The 19733-nt window shown below is 30.8% G+C and carries 13 protein-coding genes; 7 read left to right on the top strand and 6 right to left on the bottom strand.

The genetic code is table 11. The features are described from left to right. The 5 genes from ACH5TX_RS06105 (at nucleotide 1) to ACH5TX_RS06085 (ending at nucleotide 6313) form a co-directional block, all read left to right on the top strand. Nucleotides 1–234, top strand: coding sequence for a DUF2188 domain-containing protein (locus tag ACH5TX_RS06105; protein WP_273277734.1), 234 nt, complete (start codon nucleotides 1–3; stop codon nucleotides 232–234). Beyond that, nucleotides 234–581 carry a hypothetical protein gene (locus ACH5TX_RS06100; RefSeq protein ID WP_439338641.1) on the top strand — a complete coding sequence of 116 codons (348 nt, stop codon included), beginning with the start codon at nucleotides 234–236 and terminating at the stop codon, nucleotides 579–581. The genes ACH5TX_RS06105 and ACH5TX_RS06100 overlap by 1 nt, the downstream gene beginning before the upstream one ends. 15 nt (nucleotides 582–596) lie before the next feature. Continuing rightward, nucleotides 597–2258 (top strand): RNA/DNA-binding domain-containing protein, encoded by a 1662-nt coding sequence (locus ACH5TX_RS06095; protein WP_439338640.1) that lies wholly within the window; start codon nucleotides 597–599, stop codon nucleotides 2256–2258. 222 nt (nucleotides 2259–2480) lie between these two features. Further along, nucleotides 2481–5612 carry a type I restriction endonuclease subunit R gene (locus ACH5TX_RS06090; protein WP_439338639.1) on the top strand — a complete coding sequence of 1044 codons (3132 nt, stop codon included), beginning with the start codon at nucleotides 2481–2483 and terminating at the stop codon, nucleotides 5610–5612. After that, the gene (locus tag ACH5TX_RS06085) at nucleotides 5612–6313 is read left to right on the top strand and encodes a M48 family metallopeptidase (RefSeq protein ID WP_439338638.1); all 702 of its coding nucleotides are present in this window, start codon (nucleotides 5612–5614) and stop codon (nucleotides 6311–6313) included. Before ACH5TX_RS06090 ends, ACH5TX_RS06085 begins: the two co-directional genes overlap by 1 nt. Before the next feature lie 330 nt (nucleotides 6314–6643). Here ACH5TX_RS06085 and ACH5TX_RS06080 read toward each other — a convergent pair whose 3' ends face one another. After that, a complete protein-coding gene (locus tag ACH5TX_RS06080) occupies nucleotides 6644–7861 on the bottom strand; it encodes a tyrosine-type recombinase/integrase (protein WP_439338637.1) in 1218 nt (405 codons plus the stop codon). Between the two features lie 370 nt (nucleotides 7862–8231). Between ACH5TX_RS06080 and ACH5TX_RS06075 the strand changes: the two genes are divergently transcribed. Continuing rightward, nucleotides 8232–9416 carry an aldose epimerase family protein gene (locus ACH5TX_RS06075; protein ID WP_439338636.1) on the top strand — a complete coding sequence of 395 codons (1185 nt, stop codon included), beginning with the start codon at nucleotides 8232–8234 and terminating at the stop codon, nucleotides 9414–9416. A 69-nt stretch (nucleotides 9417–9485) separates the two neighbouring features. Here ACH5TX_RS06075 and ACH5TX_RS06070 read toward each other — a convergent pair whose 3' ends face one another. The 5 genes from ACH5TX_RS06070 to ACH5TX_RS06050 form a co-directional block, all read right to left on the bottom strand. Then, nucleotides 9486–10202 carry an NUDIX hydrolase gene (locus tag ACH5TX_RS06070; RefSeq protein ID WP_439338635.1) on the bottom strand — a complete coding sequence of 239 codons (717 nt, stop codon included), beginning with the start codon at nucleotides 10200–10202 and terminating at the stop codon, nucleotides 9486–9488. A 3-nt stretch (nucleotides 10203–10205) separates the two neighbouring features. Continuing rightward, nucleotides 10206–11048, bottom strand: coding sequence for an alpha/beta hydrolase family protein (locus ACH5TX_RS06065; protein WP_439338634.1), 843 nt, complete (start codon nucleotides 11046–11048; stop codon nucleotides 10206–10208). After that, the gene (locus ACH5TX_RS06060) at nucleotides 11049–13808 is read right to left on the bottom strand and encodes a PD-(D/E)XK nuclease family protein (RefSeq protein ID WP_439338633.1); all 2760 of its coding nucleotides are present in this window, start codon (nucleotides 13806–13808) and stop codon (nucleotides 11049–11051) included. It abuts the gene before it with no gap. A 78-nt stretch (nucleotides 13809–13886) separates the two neighbouring features. Then, nucleotides 13887–15263 (bottom strand): OmpA family protein, encoded by a 1377-nt coding sequence (locus ACH5TX_RS06055; RefSeq protein ID WP_439338632.1) that lies wholly within the window; start codon nucleotides 15261–15263, stop codon nucleotides 13887–13889. A 374-nt stretch (nucleotides 15264–15637) separates the two neighbouring features. Further along, nucleotides 15638–18769, bottom strand: coding sequence for a UvrD-helicase domain-containing protein (locus ACH5TX_RS06050; protein WP_439338631.1), 3132 nt, complete (start codon nucleotides 18767–18769; stop codon nucleotides 15638–15640). Nucleotides 18770–18894: 125 nt separating this feature from the next. Between ACH5TX_RS06050 and ACH5TX_RS06045 the strand changes: the two genes are divergently transcribed. Next, a complete protein-coding gene (locus ACH5TX_RS06045; RefSeq protein ID WP_439338630.1) occupies nucleotides 18895–19503 on the top strand; it encodes a superoxide dismutase in 609 nt (202 codons plus the stop codon). Nucleotides 19504–19733: the final 230 nt, after the last annotated feature.

Genomic DNA, 19733 nt, shown 5'->3' with positions numbered 1-19733 from the left:
ATGCCAAGAAAAGAAAGACACGTGGTTTCTAACCCAGATGGAGGCTGGGACTCAAAAAGAGAAAAAGCACAAAGAGCTTCAAAGCACTTTGAAACTAAAAAAGAAGCGATGGACTGGAGCAGACAAAAAAGCAGATCTGAAGGTTCAGAATTAATACCGCATAAACGAAACGGTCGTATCCAAAACCCAGACAGTCATGGCAATGACCCAAATCCACCAAAAGATAAAAACTAATGAAAGTATTATTAACACAAATATTGGGTTTATGGCGCTGCACTGATGGGAATATTATTATAGATTTTTATGTACGTCAATATGATGAAAGAATACAAAGAGGATTGTCATTTTTTACTGTGTACACTGTAAATGGCAATAATCCGGGAATAAACTATGAATGGCAAGGTATTCCAACAGTGGTTAATGAACCAGAAGAATTACCAGTAATTCAAATAGATAATTTAAATGCCACAGAAGCAGAATCTAGATATCAAGATATTACGATATGGAGTTTTGAAGACAATCAAATGACATTACAATTTGGTGATGGTACTAGATTAACATTTCAAAAAATGGGAAGCTAATTTTATTTAATAATTATGACAATACAACAACTCATAAAACTCAAAGAATCAGAAGATAAAATAGAATTCAAAGAGGCAAAAACACAATACAATTATAATAATGGTCGGAAATCAGTTCTGGGTTATGTATGTGCATTAGCAAATGAAGGTGGAGGAATTCTTGCTTTTGGAATAAAGGAAACAAAACCATATACCTTGGTAAACTCTCAAGCTTATACTGGTAGGATAGGTCAATTAGAGCAGAATATTTATAGAGACAAAGGAATAAGAGTTAAAGTTAGTGAGTTGTTTGATGAAGATAATAATCGTGTTGTTATTATTGAAATTCCCTCTAGACCAATTGGTAAAATGCTTTATTATGAAGATGTAGCATTAATGCGAGTTGGTGACAGGTTGGAGCGAATGAACGAGGAAATGTATGCTTCAATTGTAATGGAGAAAGAACCAGACTTTTCTGCAAAAATATGTCCGGAACTTACTTTGGGAGATATAGACGAACGTGCAGTGGCTATTCTTAAAGAAAAATATGCCATAAAACAGAAAAATCCTGAATTTAGAGAATTACCAACTGATCAAGCCCTTAAGGATTTAGGCTTAATGACTAATGAGGGGTTTACGTATGCTGCATTAATTCTATTGGGTATAGAAGAAGCTTTAGCAGTCTATTTGCCAAATGCCCAGATAAATATTGAATACCGAAAAACACCCGAACAGACACATTTCGATAAACGATACATGTATCTAAAACCATTATTTCTAGAGATAGATGATATTTGGTCGCAGCTAAACGCGCGCAACCTAGACCATAAAATAAACGAAGGGCCCTATAAGTTTGATATACCTTACTTTAATGAAGAGGTTATTCGTGAAGCAGCACTTAATGCAATTGCACATAGAGACTATACGATTAACAGTGAAATTGTAATCAAACAATCACCAGATAAAATTACAATTACAAATGCTGGTGGCTTTCCAAAAGGAGTGAATTTAGAGAATTTATTGACTATTAATAGTACACCAAGAAGCAGATTGTTAACCGAAATTCTTGAAAGAACAGGACTAGTAGAACGTTCCGGCCAAGGAGTTGATAAAATATTTAGAATAACATTGTCTGAAGGAAAACCAAGACCAGACTATTCAAAGTCCGATTTATTTCAAGTAGAGCTAACACTCAATGCTGCAATGCAAGACAAAGCATTCGCAATGTTTATGAGAGATGTGCAAACCAAAAGAGGAGAAGATAATCCAATAGGAACATTTAAAACAATAGCCTTACATAATATTAAAGAAGGAAAATCTGAAGGGATAAATAATGAAATACTAGAAGAACTAGAAAAAGAAGAATTAATTAAACGTTCTGGAGGCTCTACAAGTGAAAAGTATGTATTATCAGATGCTTATTTTGATATTAAAAATACACCTTCTGATATAGGTGGTTTTAGACCTATAGATTTAACTAGGGTCCTTGAAGTTATTAAAACAAATGCAACACCTAAAATGTCTGATTTTGTTGAAGCTTTTAAAGAGGATTTGTCTAGAGATCAAGTTAGATATCTCATTGATAAACTAGTTGATGTTGTTTTAGATAAGAAAGGTTCTGGTAAAGGAACATATTATCAATTGAAAGGAGGAGTTATTGATTTAAATAATATAACCGATATTTTAAAAGGTGGCTAAAGTAGTTCCCCAAAAACAAATAAAGTTTCCCCAAAAACAAGTACTAGAGTTAAAGCTGTAATAAAAGAGTTAACTAATGATGATAGTGTTTTTTTTAGGGTTTACAAGGTTTTTAGGTTAGTGGTAGGTTTTTTTTATATGAAGTTTCAATTCCCCAAAAAACCAACATAGTTCCCCAAAAACAAATACAATTCCCCAAAAGGGAAATAAAAGAATAAAATAATGGCAGTAAATTATAACGAGTTTCAAGATTCACAATTACCGGCAATAAAGTTGCTAAAAAAACTCAACTGGCAATACATCACACCAGAGGAAGTCTTTAAAGCGAGAGGAGAATTGCTATCTAATGTTATTTTAAATGATATCCTCGCAGAACAACTACACAAAATTAATCACTTTGAATATAAGCGGGAAAAGTATAAATTTTCTACGGGCAGTGTTCAAGGAGCAATAAATGCATTAAAAAGTGTACCTAATGAAGGCGTAATAAAAACTAATGAGCATGTATATGATTTACTAACCTTGGGTAAAAGCTTTAACGAGACCGTAAAAGGAGATCGTAAAGCTTACACCATGAAATTCATTGATTGGCAAAATCCAGAAAACAATACGTATCATTTTACCGAAGAGTTTGTTGTTGAGGGGTTAAAAGGTAAACGTCGTCCAGACATTGTGTTATTCGTAAACGGAATTCCTTTTGTGGTCATAGAAAACAAAAGAAGAGATAAAAATTTATCACTTGATGAAGCCATTTCTCAAAATGTAGGAAATCAAAAGGAGGAGGCTATACCAAAACTATTCCATTATTCACAAATCCTTATAGCGGTACAACCTAATGCCGCTAAATATGCAGTAACAGGCACCGATGCTAAATTTTGGGCAGTTTGGAAAGAAGATGTAGAAAATGAGGTTCAGAAATTACTAAAACGTACAGTTAATAATACCCAAGCTGAAAATAGATTGGTAACAGAACAAGATAAAGCATTATTCGCGCTATGCCAGCCAGAGCGTTTACTCGATATGGTGTATAAATATGTCGTGTTCGATGGTCCAGATAAAAAAATATGTCGTTACCAACAATATTTTGCAGTTCAAGAAACCATAAATAGAATAAAACAGCGCAATAAAGAAGGAAACCGAAAAGGTGGTGTCATTTGGCATACTACTGGTAGTGGTAAATCATTAACAATGGTCATGCTATCAAAAGCTTTGGCATTAGAAGAATCTATTGAAAACCCTAGAGTTGTTATTGTTACAGACCGCATTAGTTTAGACAAACAAATATTTAAAACCTTTATAAATTGTGGTAAGAGTGTCAAAAAAGCGAAAAGCGGTAGTAACCTCATTGAACTGTTACAGGATAAAGGTAGCGAAATCATTACTACTATTATCGATAAGTTCAATATAGCATCTAGCAGGATAACCTTTAAAGAAGAATCTCAAAACATCTTTGTATTGGTAGATGAAAGTCATCGTAGTCAATACGGTACTGCCCATGCGCAAATGAAACGCTTGTTACCTAATGCCTCTTATATTGGTTTTACCGGTACACCCTTAATGAAATCTGAAAAGAATACCTCTAAAAAATTTGGTGGGTTCATTCATAAATACACCATCGATCAAGCAGTTAAAGATGGCGCAGTCCTACCACTTTTATATGAAGGGCGTTCAGCAAAACTATCAATTAATAAAGCACAAATAGATAAGGGCTTCGAAAGACTTTCAGAAAATTTAAGTGAAGATGCGCAGAAAGACCTAAAGAAGAAATTTTCATCAATTAATAAAATATTTGAATCAGAACATGTAGTCAATGAAATCGCCTACGATATTTCAAAGCACTATACACAAAACTGGCAACAAGAGAAAGGTTACTTTAAAGCACAATTAGCAGTGCCTAAAATTGATACTGCTATTAAATACCAAAAGTATTTTGAAGCACAACTAGATCCAACATTAAAAATAAATACGCGCGTAGTATTTACACCACCAGATGGTAGACAAGATAATTACGATGTGTGGTCAGAAAGCAGTAATGAGTCCAGAAATTATTGGGATCAATTGATGGCAAAACATAGAAATCAAGAAGAATATGAGAGTTGGGTTTTAGATAAATTTCATGAGGAATCACAGGAAGTAGAATTAATAATCGTGGTCAAAAAACTATTAACAGGTTTTGATGAACCAAGAAATACCATATTATATCTTGCACGACCTTTGGTAGCACACAATTTATTACAAGCAATAGCAAGAGTAAATAGATTGTTTAAAGGGAAAGAACATGGTCATATTATTGATTATGTTGGTGTTCTTGGTAAGTTAGATGAAGCACTAACAGAATACAGCGCATTAGAAGATTTTGATGATGAAGATTTAACCAATGCCTTGGTTGATATTAAAGAAGAAGTTCGTAAAGTACCTGTGAGGCATGCAGAAGTAGCTGACATATTTAATGAAGTCTATAATAAGAATGATATTGAAGCACTGGAACGCCATTTAGCCGAAAAAGACTTACGGGATGAGTTTTATGGCAAGCTATCCAACTTTGCAAAAACGCTACAAACAGCTTTAGCATCGGATGAGTTTTATCAGGAATTCACAACACAGCAAATAGGATATTATAAAAGCGAATTAAAGAAATACCAAAGCTTAAGAATTTCGGTGCAATTTCGTTACGCTGAAGTCGTGTCGTACAAAGAGTATGAACCTAGGATTAAAAAATTATTAGATACCTATATCGATGCAGACCATGTTGAGGTATTAACATCCGATTTAAACATTTTTGATAAGCAGAAAGTAGAAGAAGCTCTAGAAACCTATGGTAAGTCACCAGCTTCAAAAGCAGATTTTATTGCGCATCAAATGAAGAAGGTCATTACCGAAAACATGGAAAAAGATGAAGCGTTCTACAAAAAGTTTTCAGATTTAATTGAAAGAACAATCCAAGACTTTAATGAAGGTAGAATTGATGAAGCAAAATATCTAGAAACCATTTTAAAAGCAAGAACAGATTTACAAGATGGTTATCAAGATGGTATTCCAGATATTTTATTACATAAGCCAGAAGCAAGAGCATTTTTTGGAGCTCTAAATGCTGTTTTGTCAAACAAACATGACGATAATGTTGTAAAAGGTATAGCTGATAATTTAGCGAATGCATCAGTGTCTATTTCCAAAATAGTGGAAGAATTAACCATTAGAGATTGGAAACGAAATCTAGACGTGCAAAGACAAATGGAAAATGATATTGAAGATTATTTAATAAGTCATCGTAAAGATTTAGGCTTGGAAATAACCTTTGATGAAATTGATAGCATATTAGAGAAATGTTTAAAAGTAGCTAAAAACAATTTTTAATGCATTCTATCAATTACGGCACCAAAGAATTGTTTTTTGAATTAAAACAATCAGAAAGAAAATCACTGTCTATTGAAGTCTATCCAGACAATTCAATAAAGGTATTAGCACCTATAAAGTCAAACTTGGCTGAAATAAAAAAAGTGGTATTAAAAAAATCCAGATGGATAATTAAGCAACAGAACTATTTTGAACAATTTCTTCCGAAAACACCAGAACGCGAATATGTTTCAGGAGAAACACATTACTATTTAGGCAAAGGGTATCTTTTAAAAATAAGACCAGGAACTAAAAACAGTGTAAAGCTTAAAGGCGGGTGTTTTAATGTGATGTATCATGGCGGAAATTCACAGGAAATAACCAAGAATCTATTAGCAAAATGGTATTACCAGCATGCTGAAAAGAAATTTTATGCTTTAGCAGAGGTGGTGTTTCAAAAATTCAAAGAGTTTGAAGTAGAACAACCAAATCTTGAAATTAGACGAATGGCCAAACGTTGGGGAAGCTGTCAGAAAAACGGAAAAATAATCATCAATCCAGAAATTATAAAAGCCCCAACTAAATGCATTGAATACGTAATAATACATGAGATGTGCCACCTAGTCCAATTCAATCATAATAAAAAATTCTATAATCTATTGTCTCAAAAAATGCCAAATTGGGAGAAATGGAAAAATAGATTAGAACAAAAATTATCTTGATAATCAACTTCTTAGGTCTTTATTATGTGAAAAATTTTGACACTTCTTGATTGCCAATTCTAGATTTTACGTACCATGAGCTATAAATCCAATTTTTATAGCTCAAATCAATGTTTTTGTACTTAAATCAAGCTATTTAAAAAGTCTTTTATTTTCTAAAATTCAATCATTTTTCATTTTTTTATTATTTTCATGTAACATGAAAAAACAAATACAATGAAAAATTTGATATATATATAAATTTGGAGTTCCTTAATATTCTTAGTAAAAATGGTTCATAACACATAAATGAATAACGCACAAATTGCAATATGATTTAGTTTGGTCATCCTATATGGTAACTAACTTTTTATTATAATCATCTAATACTTCACTGGGTAACGATTTAAGATAAATTTGAGTGGTTGTTAAGCGATTATGTCCAAGCATAGCAGAAATGGCTTGTAAGGGAACATCGTGTAACATAGCTTGAGTAGCAAAGCTATGACGAGACACATAAGATGTTACTCGTTGTTCAATTTTACATTTTTTTGCAATTTGCTTTAGCCCCTTATTATATACTTTACGAGCCCATAACACGTCTTTGTATTGAAGTTCGTATGTATCTCTTTTGATAATGGGAAATATAAAATCGGATTTATCCTTGTTTTTAGTGTAAAAGGTAAGTATCTCTTTTAATTGAGGTGTGATTTTTATATCATATGGTTTGGATGTTTTTCTTCTGAAGAATTTTATGCGGTTATCTACAATGTTTTCAAGTTTCAAAAATGCCATATCAATAAATGAAACACCATAAAGCATATACGACGTTAAAAAATAATTTCTATAATGAAATAGATTATCTGTTTCTTTTAATTGTAACAACATTATTGATTTGATACTGTTAATATCAAGAGCCCTTTTTTCAGTTGGGGTTGTTTTTATTCTATAATTTGTAAAAGGATAGGCTTCTTTCGGGATAATGCCAGCCTTAATAGCTTTATTATAAATAGCTCTGATAGTTTTCATATAAACAGCCAGTCCATTAGTAGAATTTCCTCTAGAATAATGAAATTGCTCAAACTTTTTTAGAAACTCATAATTAACCTCATTAAATTTTAAGTCATTACCCTTATTGAATTTTTTCAATATTTTAGTTACAGCATAATAAGAATTTGCATTTCCATAACGCTCTACCTTTTTAAGGTCTTCGATGATGCTGTTACTATACTCAAAAAACGAATTGACAATAACCTTTTTAGTGATTTTATTTTTTAATTGTGATATAGATAGATAGTTAAGTTCTTCCGTTTCATTCAATTTGTCAATAATATTTATTGCATGCACTTTTGCTTTTAATAGTTTGTTGTTTAATTTTTTTACGGTTTTGGAATCACTATAGGAATTTTTTATTTTTTCGCTTCTTTCATCCCAAAAATTTAATTGTACAGACGTTCCCATTCGTATAGACGTGGTTTTACGGAAATGACTTAACCTTAAAATTATTGGAAAGGAATTGTCATTTTTTTTTCTGCGGGTATCTAAAGAGAGTTTTATATTTGTGTTCATGGTACCCAAAGATATAAAAAAATTTGCACGCAATTTGCACGCAAACCGTTGATTTCATATGATATCAATTAAAACCAAAAAATATCAATTATCTGATAATCAATATTATATGATGTAATTTGGTTGCTGTTGATACCCCATTCGCAACTCTGGCAGTCAAGAGGTCATGGGTTCGAATCCCATCTTCTCCACGTTTTAAAAGCTTTAAAAGTTTAGACTTTTGGAGCTTTTTATTTTAGTGTTGAATTAATAATTTTTTGAGTTCGATTAACATATTTTTGGATATGTTATTTATTTTTAAGTAATTTATAAATGTTTTTATGACACTTATAAATAAATTTAATAAATCAACTAAATAAAAAAGGATATTATGAATAGATTTAAAAAGAGTATCTATGCTTTTTCTCTAATGGGAATAGCGCTTTTAAGTGTGCAATGTAAAAGTGAAAAGAAAAAAGATATAGAAGAAACACCTCAAAAAAAAACAGAAAATATGGTAACAATTTCAAAGGAGGCCTATGGTGTAACATCAGATAGCATTGCCGTAGATAAGTATATAATGAAGAATGAAAAAGGCATGGAAATTAGTGTCATTACTTATGGTGGCATTATTACCTCTTGGACAGCACCAGACAGAAATAATAATTATAAAGATATTGTTTTAGGGTATAATACTTTAGAGGAGTATGAAAAAGAAACACCATTTTTTGGTGCCTTAATAGGAAGATACGGTAACCGAATTGCAAAAGGTAAATTTTCATTAGATGGAACTGAATATACATTAGCGACTAACAATGACACAAACCATTTACATGGTGGTGATAAAGGGTTTGATAAAGTAGTTTGGAATGCTGCTGAAACAAAAACAGATAGCACAGCATCATTAGTACTTACGTATTTAAGTAAAGATATGGAAGAAGGCTACCCAGGGAATTTAGAAACTAAAGTAACTTATACGCTAACTAATGACAATGAATTACAAGTGGTGTATGAAGCAACTACCGATAAGAAAACGATTGTAAACTTAACACAACATTCATATTTTAACCTAACGGGCGATTTTTCTAAAACAATATTAGATCAAGAAATTACTATAAATGCAGATAAATTGGTGCCAGTTGATGCTACATTAATTCCAACAGGAGAATTGACTGATGTAACAAACACACCTTTTGATTTTAGAGTGCCAAAAGCTATTGGAAAAGATATTAATGTAAAAGACGAACAATTAGAAAGAGGTTTAGGTTACGATCATTGTTGGGTGTTAAATAATCAAAATGAAGGTGTAAGACTAGTAGCATCTGCGTATGAAAAAGAAAGCGGAAGACTTTTAGATGTTTATTCTGATGAGCTAGGTATTCAATTATATACAGGAAACTTTTTAGATGGTACATTACCTAACAAACAAGGAGGAACCTATGCACATAGAACAGGTTTTTGTTTAGAAACTCAGCATTATCCAGATTCTCCAAATCAAGAAAATTTCCCAACTACGGTATTAAACCCTGGAGAGAAGTATATTTCTAAAACATCATTCAAATTTTCTGCAAAATAAATTGTAAAGGTTTAAATAAAAATTATATAAAAAATCCCCATAATGATAGCATTACGGGGATTTTAATTTTTATTTAAAAAGAGAAAAATTAAAACCATTTTCCTCTAACTTTTTATATTTTTTATAATCAAATTTATATAAAAAAGCACCTTTTTTAGAGCCAGACATATCCTTTTCGTTTAAAGGAATAAGGAGTTTTAAAGAGAGTAATTTTTTTCTAAAATTTCTAGAATCTAGTTTCTTTTGATGAATGACCTCATAAAGATTTTGTATTTGTGGAATGGTAAACTTTTTTGGTAATAATTCAATACCAATAGGGTAAAATTTAGATTTTCTACGTAAACGGTTTAAAGCGTCTTGAACCATTTCATTATGGTCTAAAACAAGCTCAGGAAGCTTATCTACTTCATACCAAAGGGCTCCATGTTTATCTACAAGTTCTTTATCATATTCATCTATGCGAATTAAAGCATATTGCCCAATAGATATACAGCGTGCTCCAGAATCTCTATCAACCTCAGTATAGGTTTTTAGCTCTTCCATAAAAATATTATCAAGCCCTGTAATTTCTTTTAAAACTCTATGAGCTGCTTGAGGTGCTGTTTCATTAGGTTTTACAAAACTACCAATAAGTGATAATTCGCCTTTTAAAGGATTTACAAGTCTTTCAAAAACAAGAAGTTTTAAAATGCCTTCATCAAAACCGAAAATAATACAATCTGTAGCAATAAATATTTTTTCAGCATTTTCATACCAATTAATTTTAGTTATTTGTTTAGTTGTCATTATTTATTGCTTTAAAAAGTCTGTGGTTATTTTTATTACTTGGTTTAAATGATCTGGTAATGAATCTTTGCTCCAAGGATGTTGGGCTCCAAAAACATGATTAGCACCTTCTATAAGCTTTAATTGGCTATTAGAATTCCATTTGTGAAGGTTTTCTGCTTCATCAATTAATACGCTTGTATCATTGGTGCCATGAATTATTAAATGGGGTATGCTTAAATTAGATACTGCTCGTTTTATAGTTAGGCGTTCTTCATTTTTTATAAAGTCTTCGTAAAACTGATAATAATGTGGCATTTGTTGCTTGGTGCGTCCGTTTAAAACGTATTTAACACCGTCTTTTTTCCATTGTTTTAAATCGCCTGTTGTTGATGTTCTTTTACGAAAACTACTAACACCTGCTAAACTAATAACTTTTTTAATTCGATTATTTTCTTCTGCTTTTATAGAAACTATACCTCCGGCTCTACTGTGTCCTATTAAGTTAATATTTGTTATGTTTGAAATATTCTTTATAATATCATTCTCAGAAACCCAATTAATTACAGATTCTAAATCGTCTAATTCTTTTGTGTAATTATTATTCCCAAAAGCTTCAAGGTCTGGAAAATCTATGGGCTGTTCTATAGTACCGCCATTATGAGAAAAGTTGAATTTTATAAAACAGAAATTAGCTTTAGCATAAGCTTCTGCCATTACATTCCAAGGGCCCCAATCTTTAAAGCCTTTATAGCCGTGACAAAATATGATTATTGGTAGGTTTGTTTTATTTTGAAGATACGTAACATCCATCAAAATAGGTTTTTGATGCTTGCCTTCAATTATAAAATCTTGTTTTAAAATCATTTACACTTCTTTTTCTGTAAAAGGAATATTAATATTACAAATCTCTAAAATAAGATGTTTCAGTTCTTTATAAAAATTATCGAGGGTTTCATTCGTAATTAATGTGTCTTTTTTAGCATGATTACCAGGTTTATCCTTTTTAGCAAATTTTAAAAATCCAGCACTTAAGTTTTTAAAAGAAATAATGCCAGCTTCAATAGGAAGGTTTACATCTTTAGAAAGTTGCATCATATAGGCATAAGTTAGTATTTGAAAGCTTTTGCTATATTTGGTATAATCTGTATTTATGTCTTCCCAATTTACAACTTCCACCTTATTTTGTTCTACACGACCAGTTTTATAATCTATTATTCTGGTTATGCCATTGTATGCGTCTACTCTATCTACTTTTCCTGTAAGTATTACCGGGAAATCTAATTCTGGTATATCAATTTGTACTCTGTTTTCTAACTCTATAGCAAGTATTTTTATCTCGTTACCAGCTTTTAGTTCTTTCATTTCCATGTCTAAGAAATTAGAAACATAGCGTTTAGCAATTTCATAAATAATTAGATTTTTCCCTTTAGTGATGTCTCCTTCTTTATAAACATCAGAAAAATGATGTGTTACGGTTTTATCGATATCTTTTTTAAGATTTTTGATAATTTCAATTGATAAAAACGTACCTATTAAAGGTTTGTAGAAATCTTCAAGAGTATTATGTACAACGGTTCCTAAAGTGTTGGCAGCAACAGTTTCTTCAACATCATTATGTTCTCTAATTTTTAAAATTTTTTGATAATAAAAATCAATAGGATTCCTAATATAATTTGTTAGTGATGATGGAGAAAACCCTTTTTCAGCAAGTTCTTTAAGTTTTAATTGTAAATCAGGTGTCTTTTCAACAACATTTAGAGTAGGCGTAATAACAGGAACTTGTGGTGCTATTATTTGATGATTAATATGGTGAATACCTTCTAATTCTAATTGTGTAATAAATCTGCTTTTTTCACCACCAGTTAAAATATCGGCTTCCGTATTGTAAAGAATATAAACGTTTTTTGCGCGCTGTAAAAGGCGATAAAAATGGTAGGTGTAAACCGCATCTTTTTCTTTATAAGTAGGTAAGCTGTTTTCTATTTTAACATCAAAAGGAATAAAAGAATTATTACTTTTTCCTGACGGAAGTACGCCTTCGTTAACAGATGATATAATAACGGTTTCAAAATCTAAAACACGAGATTCTAACATCCCCATTATTTGTAAACCTTGTAAAGGTTCGCCTTGAAAGTCTAAGGTTTCAGAGCTTAATAATTCTTTATAAATACTAAATAAGGTTGATACATCTTTAATATGATTATAATCTGTATTTAATCTTATAAGCTCATTAAATAATTCGTTAAAACGAAATAAATATTCTAGTGAAAGTACGTTAGAATCTTTGTCGCTATCTAAATAGTTTTTTATGGTTAGTATTAATTGTGAGCAGTTTTTTAGAGCTAAATCAATTGATGTTTCCCAATTGGAAAATAACAAATCAATAATTTTAGTTGACCTTTTAGCTATTTGTTTTAAACGAACTGTTGTTAAATAAACAATATTATTAGCATCTATGGTTTCTATTATTTGTGATGCGTAATCTACATCGTCAATTAAGAATAAAGGTCTTATAAATTGATGCGATAGAATATTTATTACATCTTTATAATAGAAAGTGTTTGATTGGTTTTTATGAATATGAAATAAGGCTTCAAAAAGCGAGGATAAAGGAGTATTTTTTAATGGAAACCCCATGGTTATATTTAGGGCTTCTATGTTTTTAGGAATTGAATTTAATACAGGAATTAATAAGTTTTCATCACCTAAAATAACGGCTGTATTTTGGAGCGACTTATTTTCATTTTGTATTGATTTTAATAAGGATCCAATATATTTAGTTTGTCCTATGTTTTTTGGAATTCCAAACACTGAGATGTTTTTTTCTTTCGAATAATTAGTAGTTACCCAATTAAAAGGATTGTTTTCAAAGTGTTTCCATTTTGTTTTGTGTTCTCTTGTAAATAAAGCTGCATCATGCTTAGGATTGTTTATAAAAACAGTATCAATATCCCAATAGGTTTTTGCTAGTTTGTTTTCAAGGAGTTCTTGTATTATGGTTTCTTCTGCCGTATTTAGAGCGTTAAAGCCTAAAAAAACATGTTGCTTTTCAGAATTATTGCCAATATAATTTTTTAAATTATTAACTGCCTGTCTATAGATTAAACCTTGATAACCTATGTTTTGCTTTAAAAGCGCTTCTGTAAAGTGATTATAATAGTTGTAAAGTTTATTCCAAAAGGATAGATAGTTTTTTACAAACTCTGTTTTTTCTTCTTCTAAAGACCAGTGTTTTAAATCTTGAATAGCACTTAAGTAATTAAATATTTTATCTTGAGGAATTAAGTATCTGTCTATTTCATTAAAATCCTGAAGTAATATTTGTGCCCATTTTGAAAAGGATTCAAAAGAATCTTGCTTTTCTTTTTTTGTTAGTTTAGTATAGCTATTATAAAACTCGAAAAGGAGTTCGGTATTTGAAACTGTTTTTAGTTGAGAGAGTTCTTCAACAAACTCTTCAATGCTAATTATTTCAGGAGCAAAAATGGTTTGGTTAGTAGTTTTTGAAAGTTGATGCTTTAAAAACACACCAGCTCTTTTACTAGGAAGTACAAAGGTTACTTGAGAAAGATTTACATAGCTATTTTGTAAATCTTTTAAAACATCAAAAATGAAAGTTGTCATTCTATAAAAATAAAAAACGCTTCGGATATCCGAAGCGTTTTTTGTAAAACTTATTTATTAAAACTATTTACTAGTTTTTTATTTTGCTAAGTTAATTTCAACACGTCTGTTGTTAGCTCTACCTTTACGAGTCTTGTTAGAATCAATTGGTTTAGCTTCACCATATCCAAGAGCAGATAATCTAAAAGCATCAATACCATGACCAACTAAGTATTCTTTAACAGAATTAGCTCTAGAGTCAGATAATCTTTGGTTTAGTTTTTCACTACCAACACTATCAGTATGACCTTCAACAGTAAATTTAGCTGTAGGGTATTCTTTTAGAATTGCAATAATATCAGCTAATACAGCCTCAGATTGAGATTTGATAGAAGCTTTACCTGTATCAAATAAGATAGTTTTAGCATACTCATTAAGAGTTGCTTGAACTTCTTCACTTACTTCAGGACAACCATTGTTAGCAACAGTACCTTTAACAGTAGGACATTTATCATCTTTGTCTAAAACGCTATCACCATCAGTATCTGGCCAAGGACAACCATTGTTAGCAGCAGGACCAGCAGTGTTAACACATTTGTCATCACCATCAGTTACACCATCACCATCAGCATCAGGACATCCAGCTAAAGCTTTTAATCCAGCAACAGAAGGACAGTTATCATCTTTATCAGCAACACCGTCACCGTCAGCATCAGGACATCCATTAAGTTCAGCTAAACCAGCTTCGTTAGGACAAGAATCTTTGCTATCTTCAATACCATCACCATCAGTATCAGGACAACCATTGAAAGCTTCTAAACCAGCAACATCTGGACAAGCATCATCTTTGTCATATATACCATCACCGTCAGTATCAGTTCCACCAAATTTGATAGAGATACCAGCAGTATGTTGGAAATGTGTTGTTAAGTAATCTTCAAAAGCATGTTTATATGAAGTTTGAATTGTTAAACCAACATTATCATTGAACCAAACATTTAAACCAAGAGTTCCGTTTAAGGTACCAGCTCCAACTTCATCAATCCAAGTGTAACCACCTCCAACTCCTAAATAAGGATCAAGAGTAGTTCCTTCTAAGAAATTGTACTTGATAGTACCATCAAGACCGTAGTAAGATAAATCATCTACTTTGTTTGTTGTGTCAGGGTTAACGCTAATGTCTCCCCATTTATCAATTTTATTTAATGAACCAGCAACTCCAAAAGAGAAACCATCACCTACGTATTTAGATACAGAGATAGTTGATAAAGAAGGTAAGATGTTCCAGTGATCAGTTACATTGGCGAATTCATCAAAAATAGTTTCACTAAAAAGACCGCCATCTCCATTAGGATAAGCGTCTACAGCGTTTGCCCCAATGCTAATTTGCCATGGGTTGTTTTGGTCTTGCGCATTAGCGTTGCTATAACCAAGTACAAGCAACATAGCGAACAATAATCTGCTAAGATTTTTCATATTCAAAAGTTTAATTTTTAAGTGTTAATCGTGAACAAAAGTAAGTTGTTAAATTTTATTAACAAAGATAAATATATAAAAAAAATGGATAAAACTACTATTCATCGATAGTTCAGAACGATTTTAGATAATATTTTTTGTTTTTAAACCTCAATGAACCCTTTAAAATTCGCTAATAGATGCTTTTTTAATCATGAATAATTTACTGTGAGTAGATTCCTCTTTTTTGTCTTAAATTTTTTAAAAAATTAAGGTTGATAGCCCAATTTTATTCGTTTAAAAGCAGTTTTTCAATTTTTAAAGCTTTTTTGAGTGGAAAAATCAGATAAGGATTTAATTCAAAGAATCAGTATTTATAAATTAATAAGGGAAGATTATATTTCTTTTACTTTAATATCACTATTTGTGTATATCAATATTTTCTTTTTTACAGTGATTTCCATGTCTTCTAAAACATCTTGGTATGATTGCAATTGTTGTTCGTGCTTTTTGTCTACTATTCCTGTTTTATAATCAATAATTGTAGCTTCGTTATTCGAATTTATTACAACTCTATCTGGTCTTAAAACCATACCATCTTTAGTAATAATATCACGTTCATTATATATAATGTAACTTGAGGTGAAATATGTTTCTAATAATGGATGGTTTACAATTTGTAATGCGGTGCTTTTTATAATGCTTGCTTGTTCGGTATTTATAGTACCTGTATTAGTAAAATCTGCTATTACAGAATCAATATCTGACTCTGTATTTATATGAGCCATAATATTATGAATAAGATTTCCTTTCTCTATAGCTTCTTCTTGATTAGTATCCCATAAGAATCCAGATTTTGTAACTACTTTTATATTATGATCTTCTTTTGAAGTAGATATAAATTCTTGCTGAATATTTGTTTCTTTTGATTTTAAGATATTTTGCGTATCTCTTTTCGGGTTTCCAAAAGTATAAACCAATTGCGAATCATTCCAAACATTAATATGTTGTAAATAATTTATAAATAGCCCTGAATATTTTTTTGATTTAGCATCGCCTTTTAATGCACTATCATTTTTGGTGATGATGTACAATTGTTCGGCAGCACGTGTTAAACTTACATAAAGTAAATTTATGTTATCTAATTCTTGTTCCGATTTGTGGTTGGTGTATATATGTAATCCTGCTTCACCATAATATTCAAAATCTTTATTATAATTTAATAAGGTGTGCGAAAAGCCATTGTATTTTTCTTTGTCTAACGGGAACCACTCTTTAGGCTCTAATTCTCTATAAATATCTAAATCGGCAAAAGGAAATATAACAACAGGAAACTCTAAACCTTTAGACTTGTGAATAGTCATAATTTGAACCGCATTTTGTCCTTTAGGAGATATAATACTTAAGCTTTCTTTTTTCTTTTCAAAGTAGGATAAAAATCCAGAGATATCCGATCCTTTTTTTTGTGAAAAATCTAAAACAATATCTAAATAAAATTGAATGTAAGCATTAGATGTTTTAACCAAATTAAATTCACGTACAATGGTTTCGGCTAAATCATAAAGAGGTAGCTGAAGCAAAGCGTTATTATTTATAAAGACATGGAAAGCTTCAAAACTTTCAAATAAATCAGAAATTGATAAATTAATATGATTGATAAAGAATTCGTGCTTGTCTTCAATATCAAATAAAGTTGTTAGATAATTTAAAGCTGAAATCTTTTTTTCGTTATTTTTTGGTTGAATTAAAAGCGTTAGTAAATCATTTATGAAATTTACTTCGGTAGAATTTGAAATAAGTAAGGTCTCTGATGATACAATGGGTATTTCATGCTGACTTAAACAATTTGCCACAGCGACACCTTCTTTTTTCTTCCTTACTAAAACACAAATATCTTGTAATGTGTAATTGTTTTCTAAACAATTAGTAATGGTTCTTAAAACGCTTTCTGAAAAGGCAAGATTTCTATCATCGTCTTTATCAATATCTAAAAAAGATAATTCTACATAACCACTTTCATCTTTTGAGCTGTTTTGAGGGGCGTGTTCATAAAGTGTTTCGTAATCTTTTTTACTAAAAACGTGAGATGAAAGAAATTTAAAAAAACCATTATTAAATTGAACGACTTCTTTTAAACTTCTATAATTTGTTGGTAGATTTTTAACGCTTTTTTCAATGTAAAACGGATTATCATTATTAAACAAGCCAATAAATTGTTCTGCTTTTCCACCACGCCAACGGTAAATAGCTTGTTTAGCATCGCCTACTAACATAGTGCTTCCAGTGTCGGTTGCTAATGAATTTCCTAAAAGCGGAATTAAATTATTCCATTGCATTTCTGAGGTATCTTGAAACTCATCAATAAAATAATGATTAAACTTTTCACCTATACGTTCGTAAATAAAAGGTGTTGGCTGGTTTTTAATTTCGTTACTAATAATAGTATTAAATTCTGAAATCAGCATTTTGTTCTGATCTTCTTTCAGCATTTTTAATTCGTTATTAATAGCGTTTAAAACTGATAATGGTGTTATGTTTTTATAAAAGCTTTTTAAAAATTTAAGGTGAAAAACGGCTGTTTTAGTTTCGTTAAAAGCAGTAGCTATTTTAGGTTGAATTTGTTCTATTATTGAAGCTATTTCGCTAGTAACACGTTTTGGGTAAAGTGTTTTTGTTTCTAGGTCTTCTTGCCATTTGGCATTAAAATTAACATCAAAAATGGTGTCGGCTAATTTTTTAAAATGTTTTGGTAAATAGCTTCCAGAAAAATCGTTGAATTCTAAACCAGCTTCTTCAATTAAAGTTAAAACGCTTTTAGCATTATCAATTATAGTTGTTTCTAAAACCGAAATCTCTTTTTTTAACTGTTTTTTTAGCACCTTAAAATCGTCTAAGGTTTTGTCTTTTAATGTTTCAATAAAAGGAATGTCGTTTTCATTAACCAGTAGTTTTGCAATCTTATTAAAATCAAAAGACACATCCCAACTTTTATCGTCATCGGCTTTTTCAATAGCAAAATCTATTAAAATTTTTGTTAAGGCATCATTTGTTCCTGCTTTAGCTATAAGACTATCCACTGCTTCGTTTAAAAGAGCGTCTTGGTCTAATTCAACTTCAAAATTTAAAGGTAGTTTTAAATCATGCGCAAAGGTTCTAATCAATTTATGTGTAAAACCATCAATAGTCGATATATCAAAAGCAGCATAATTGTGTATAATAGTATTTAGCAGTTTTTTTGATTTTTCGTGAATCGTTTTTGGTTCCATCTCCAATTCTTCACAAATGCTTTGAAACATACCATCTGAAGATTCTAAAATAGCAGCATCAGAAAATTGTTTTAAGGTATCAATAATACGGTCTTTCATTTCGGCAACCGCCTTATTGGTAAATGTAATAGCTAAAATATTTTTAAAAAGATAGAGGTTACTCGTCCTAAATAAAATTTTTAAATAGGCTTTTACTAGCGTAAAGGTCTTTCCGCTGCCAGCAGAAGCGTTATATATAGTGAAAGGTTGACTTAGTTGCATAAAACAAATTTGCATACAAGATAAAAACTATCGATGGTTCAATAACAATTTATTATTTTTAATTGACCTGTTTTATGTGTAAATTTGAAATAAATTAAATATTAATATTTTAAAACAAAAAAATTATGGCTTTTGAATTACCAGAATTGGGATATGCTTATGATGCTTTAGAGCCTCATATGGACGCCCGTACTATGGAGATACACCACTCAAAACATCACCAAGGGTATACAAACAATTTAAATAATGCTATTGCAGGAACAGATTTAGAAGGAAAGACTATTGAAGATATTCTTGCAAATTTAGATATGGATAATGGAGCTGTTAGAAATAACGGTGGTGGTTTTTATAACCACTCATTATTTTGGACGGTTATGAATCCAGAAGACAGAGGATATTTATCTGGAGAATTAAAAGATGCTATTGAAGCAGCTTATGGTTCTAAAGAAGAATTTATTGATGCTTTTTCTAAAGCTGCAGCAACACGTTTTGGGTCTGGTTGGGCTTGGTTATGTGTGCAAAAAGGTGGTAAAGTAGAAATTTGTTCTACACCAAACCAAGATAACCCGCTAATGCCTGGTGTTACTTGTGGAGGAACTCCTATTTTAGGATTAGATGTTTGGGAGCACGCTTATTATTTAAACTACCAAAACCGTCGTCCAGATTACATTAAAGCATTTTTTAGTGTTATTAACTGGAATGAAGTTGAAAAACGTTACGCTGAGGCAAAGTAATAATTGCTAAATCGTTAAATATATTAAAGCAAACTCTTAATTGGGTTTGCTTTTTTTATGGCGTTACTTTTATTCTTAATTTATTTCTGGAACAAATTTGGCTATCTTATTATTCCTGCCAAATTAGGAATCAATAATAAGCTAGAAACTTGTTTTTATAGGTCGTTTTAATTTAAAATAAAAAAGATTTTCATCTATCATGAAAATTCTATAAAATGAAAAAGGCAGAC

It is taken from the genome of Thalassobellus citreus (genome assembly GCF_044385915.1).
GTDB classification, from domain to species: domain Bacteria; phylum Bacteroidota; class Bacteroidia; order Flavobacteriales; family Flavobacteriaceae; genus Thalassobellus; species Thalassobellus citreus.
The sequence above is the reverse complement of the archived record's forward strand: the minus strand, read 5'-3'. Positions and strand labels throughout refer to the sequence as shown.

What these genes read in the sequence shown, in the direction of transcription:
- ACH5TX_RS06105 (WP_273277734.1), top strand. Translation starts at nt 1, where the DNA reads ATGCCAAGAAAAGAAAGACACGTGGTTTCTAACCCAGATGGAGGCTGG.
- ACH5TX_RS06100 (WP_439338641.1), top strand. Translation starts at nt 234, where the DNA reads ATGAAAGTATTATTAACACAAATATTGGGTTTATGGCGCTGCACTGAT.
- ACH5TX_RS06095 (WP_439338640.1), top strand. Translation starts at nt 597, where the DNA reads ATGACAATACAACAACTCATAAAACTCAAAGAATCAGAAGATAAAATA.
- ACH5TX_RS06090 (WP_439338639.1), top strand. Translation starts at nt 2,481, where the DNA reads ATGGCAGTAAATTATAACGAGTTTCAAGATTCACAATTACCGGCAATA.
- ACH5TX_RS06085 (WP_439338638.1), top strand. Translation starts at nt 5,612, where the DNA reads ATGCATTCTATCAATTACGGCACCAAAGAATTGTTTTTTGAATTAAAA.
- ACH5TX_RS06080 (WP_439338637.1), bottom strand. Translation starts at nt 7,861, where the DNA reads ATGAACACAAATATAAAACTCTCTTTAGATACCCGCAGAAAAAAAAAT.
- ACH5TX_RS06075 (WP_439338636.1), top strand. Translation starts at nt 8,232, where the DNA reads ATGAATAGATTTAAAAAGAGTATCTATGCTTTTTCTCTAATGGGAATA.
- ACH5TX_RS06070 (WP_439338635.1), bottom strand. Translation starts at nt 10,202, where the DNA reads ATGACAACTAAACAAATAACTAAAATTAATTGGTATGAAAATGCTGAA.
- ACH5TX_RS06065 (WP_439338634.1), bottom strand. Translation starts at nt 11,048, where the DNA reads ATGATTTTAAAACAAGATTTTATAATTGAAGGCAAGCATCAAAAACCT.
- ACH5TX_RS06060 (WP_439338633.1), bottom strand. Translation starts at nt 13,808, where the DNA reads ATGACAACTTTCATTTTTGATGTTTTAAAAGATTTACAAAATAGCTAT.
- ACH5TX_RS06055 (WP_439338632.1), bottom strand. Translation starts at nt 15,263, where the DNA reads ATGAAAAATCTTAGCAGATTATTGTTCGCTATGTTGCTTGTACTTGGT.
- ACH5TX_RS06050 (WP_439338631.1), bottom strand. Translation starts at nt 18,769, where the DNA reads ATGCAACTAAGTCAACCTTTCACTATATATAACGCTTCTGCTGGCAGC.
- ACH5TX_RS06045 (WP_439338630.1), top strand. Translation starts at nt 18,895, where the DNA reads ATGGCTTTTGAATTACCAGAATTGGGATATGCTTATGATGCTTTAGAG.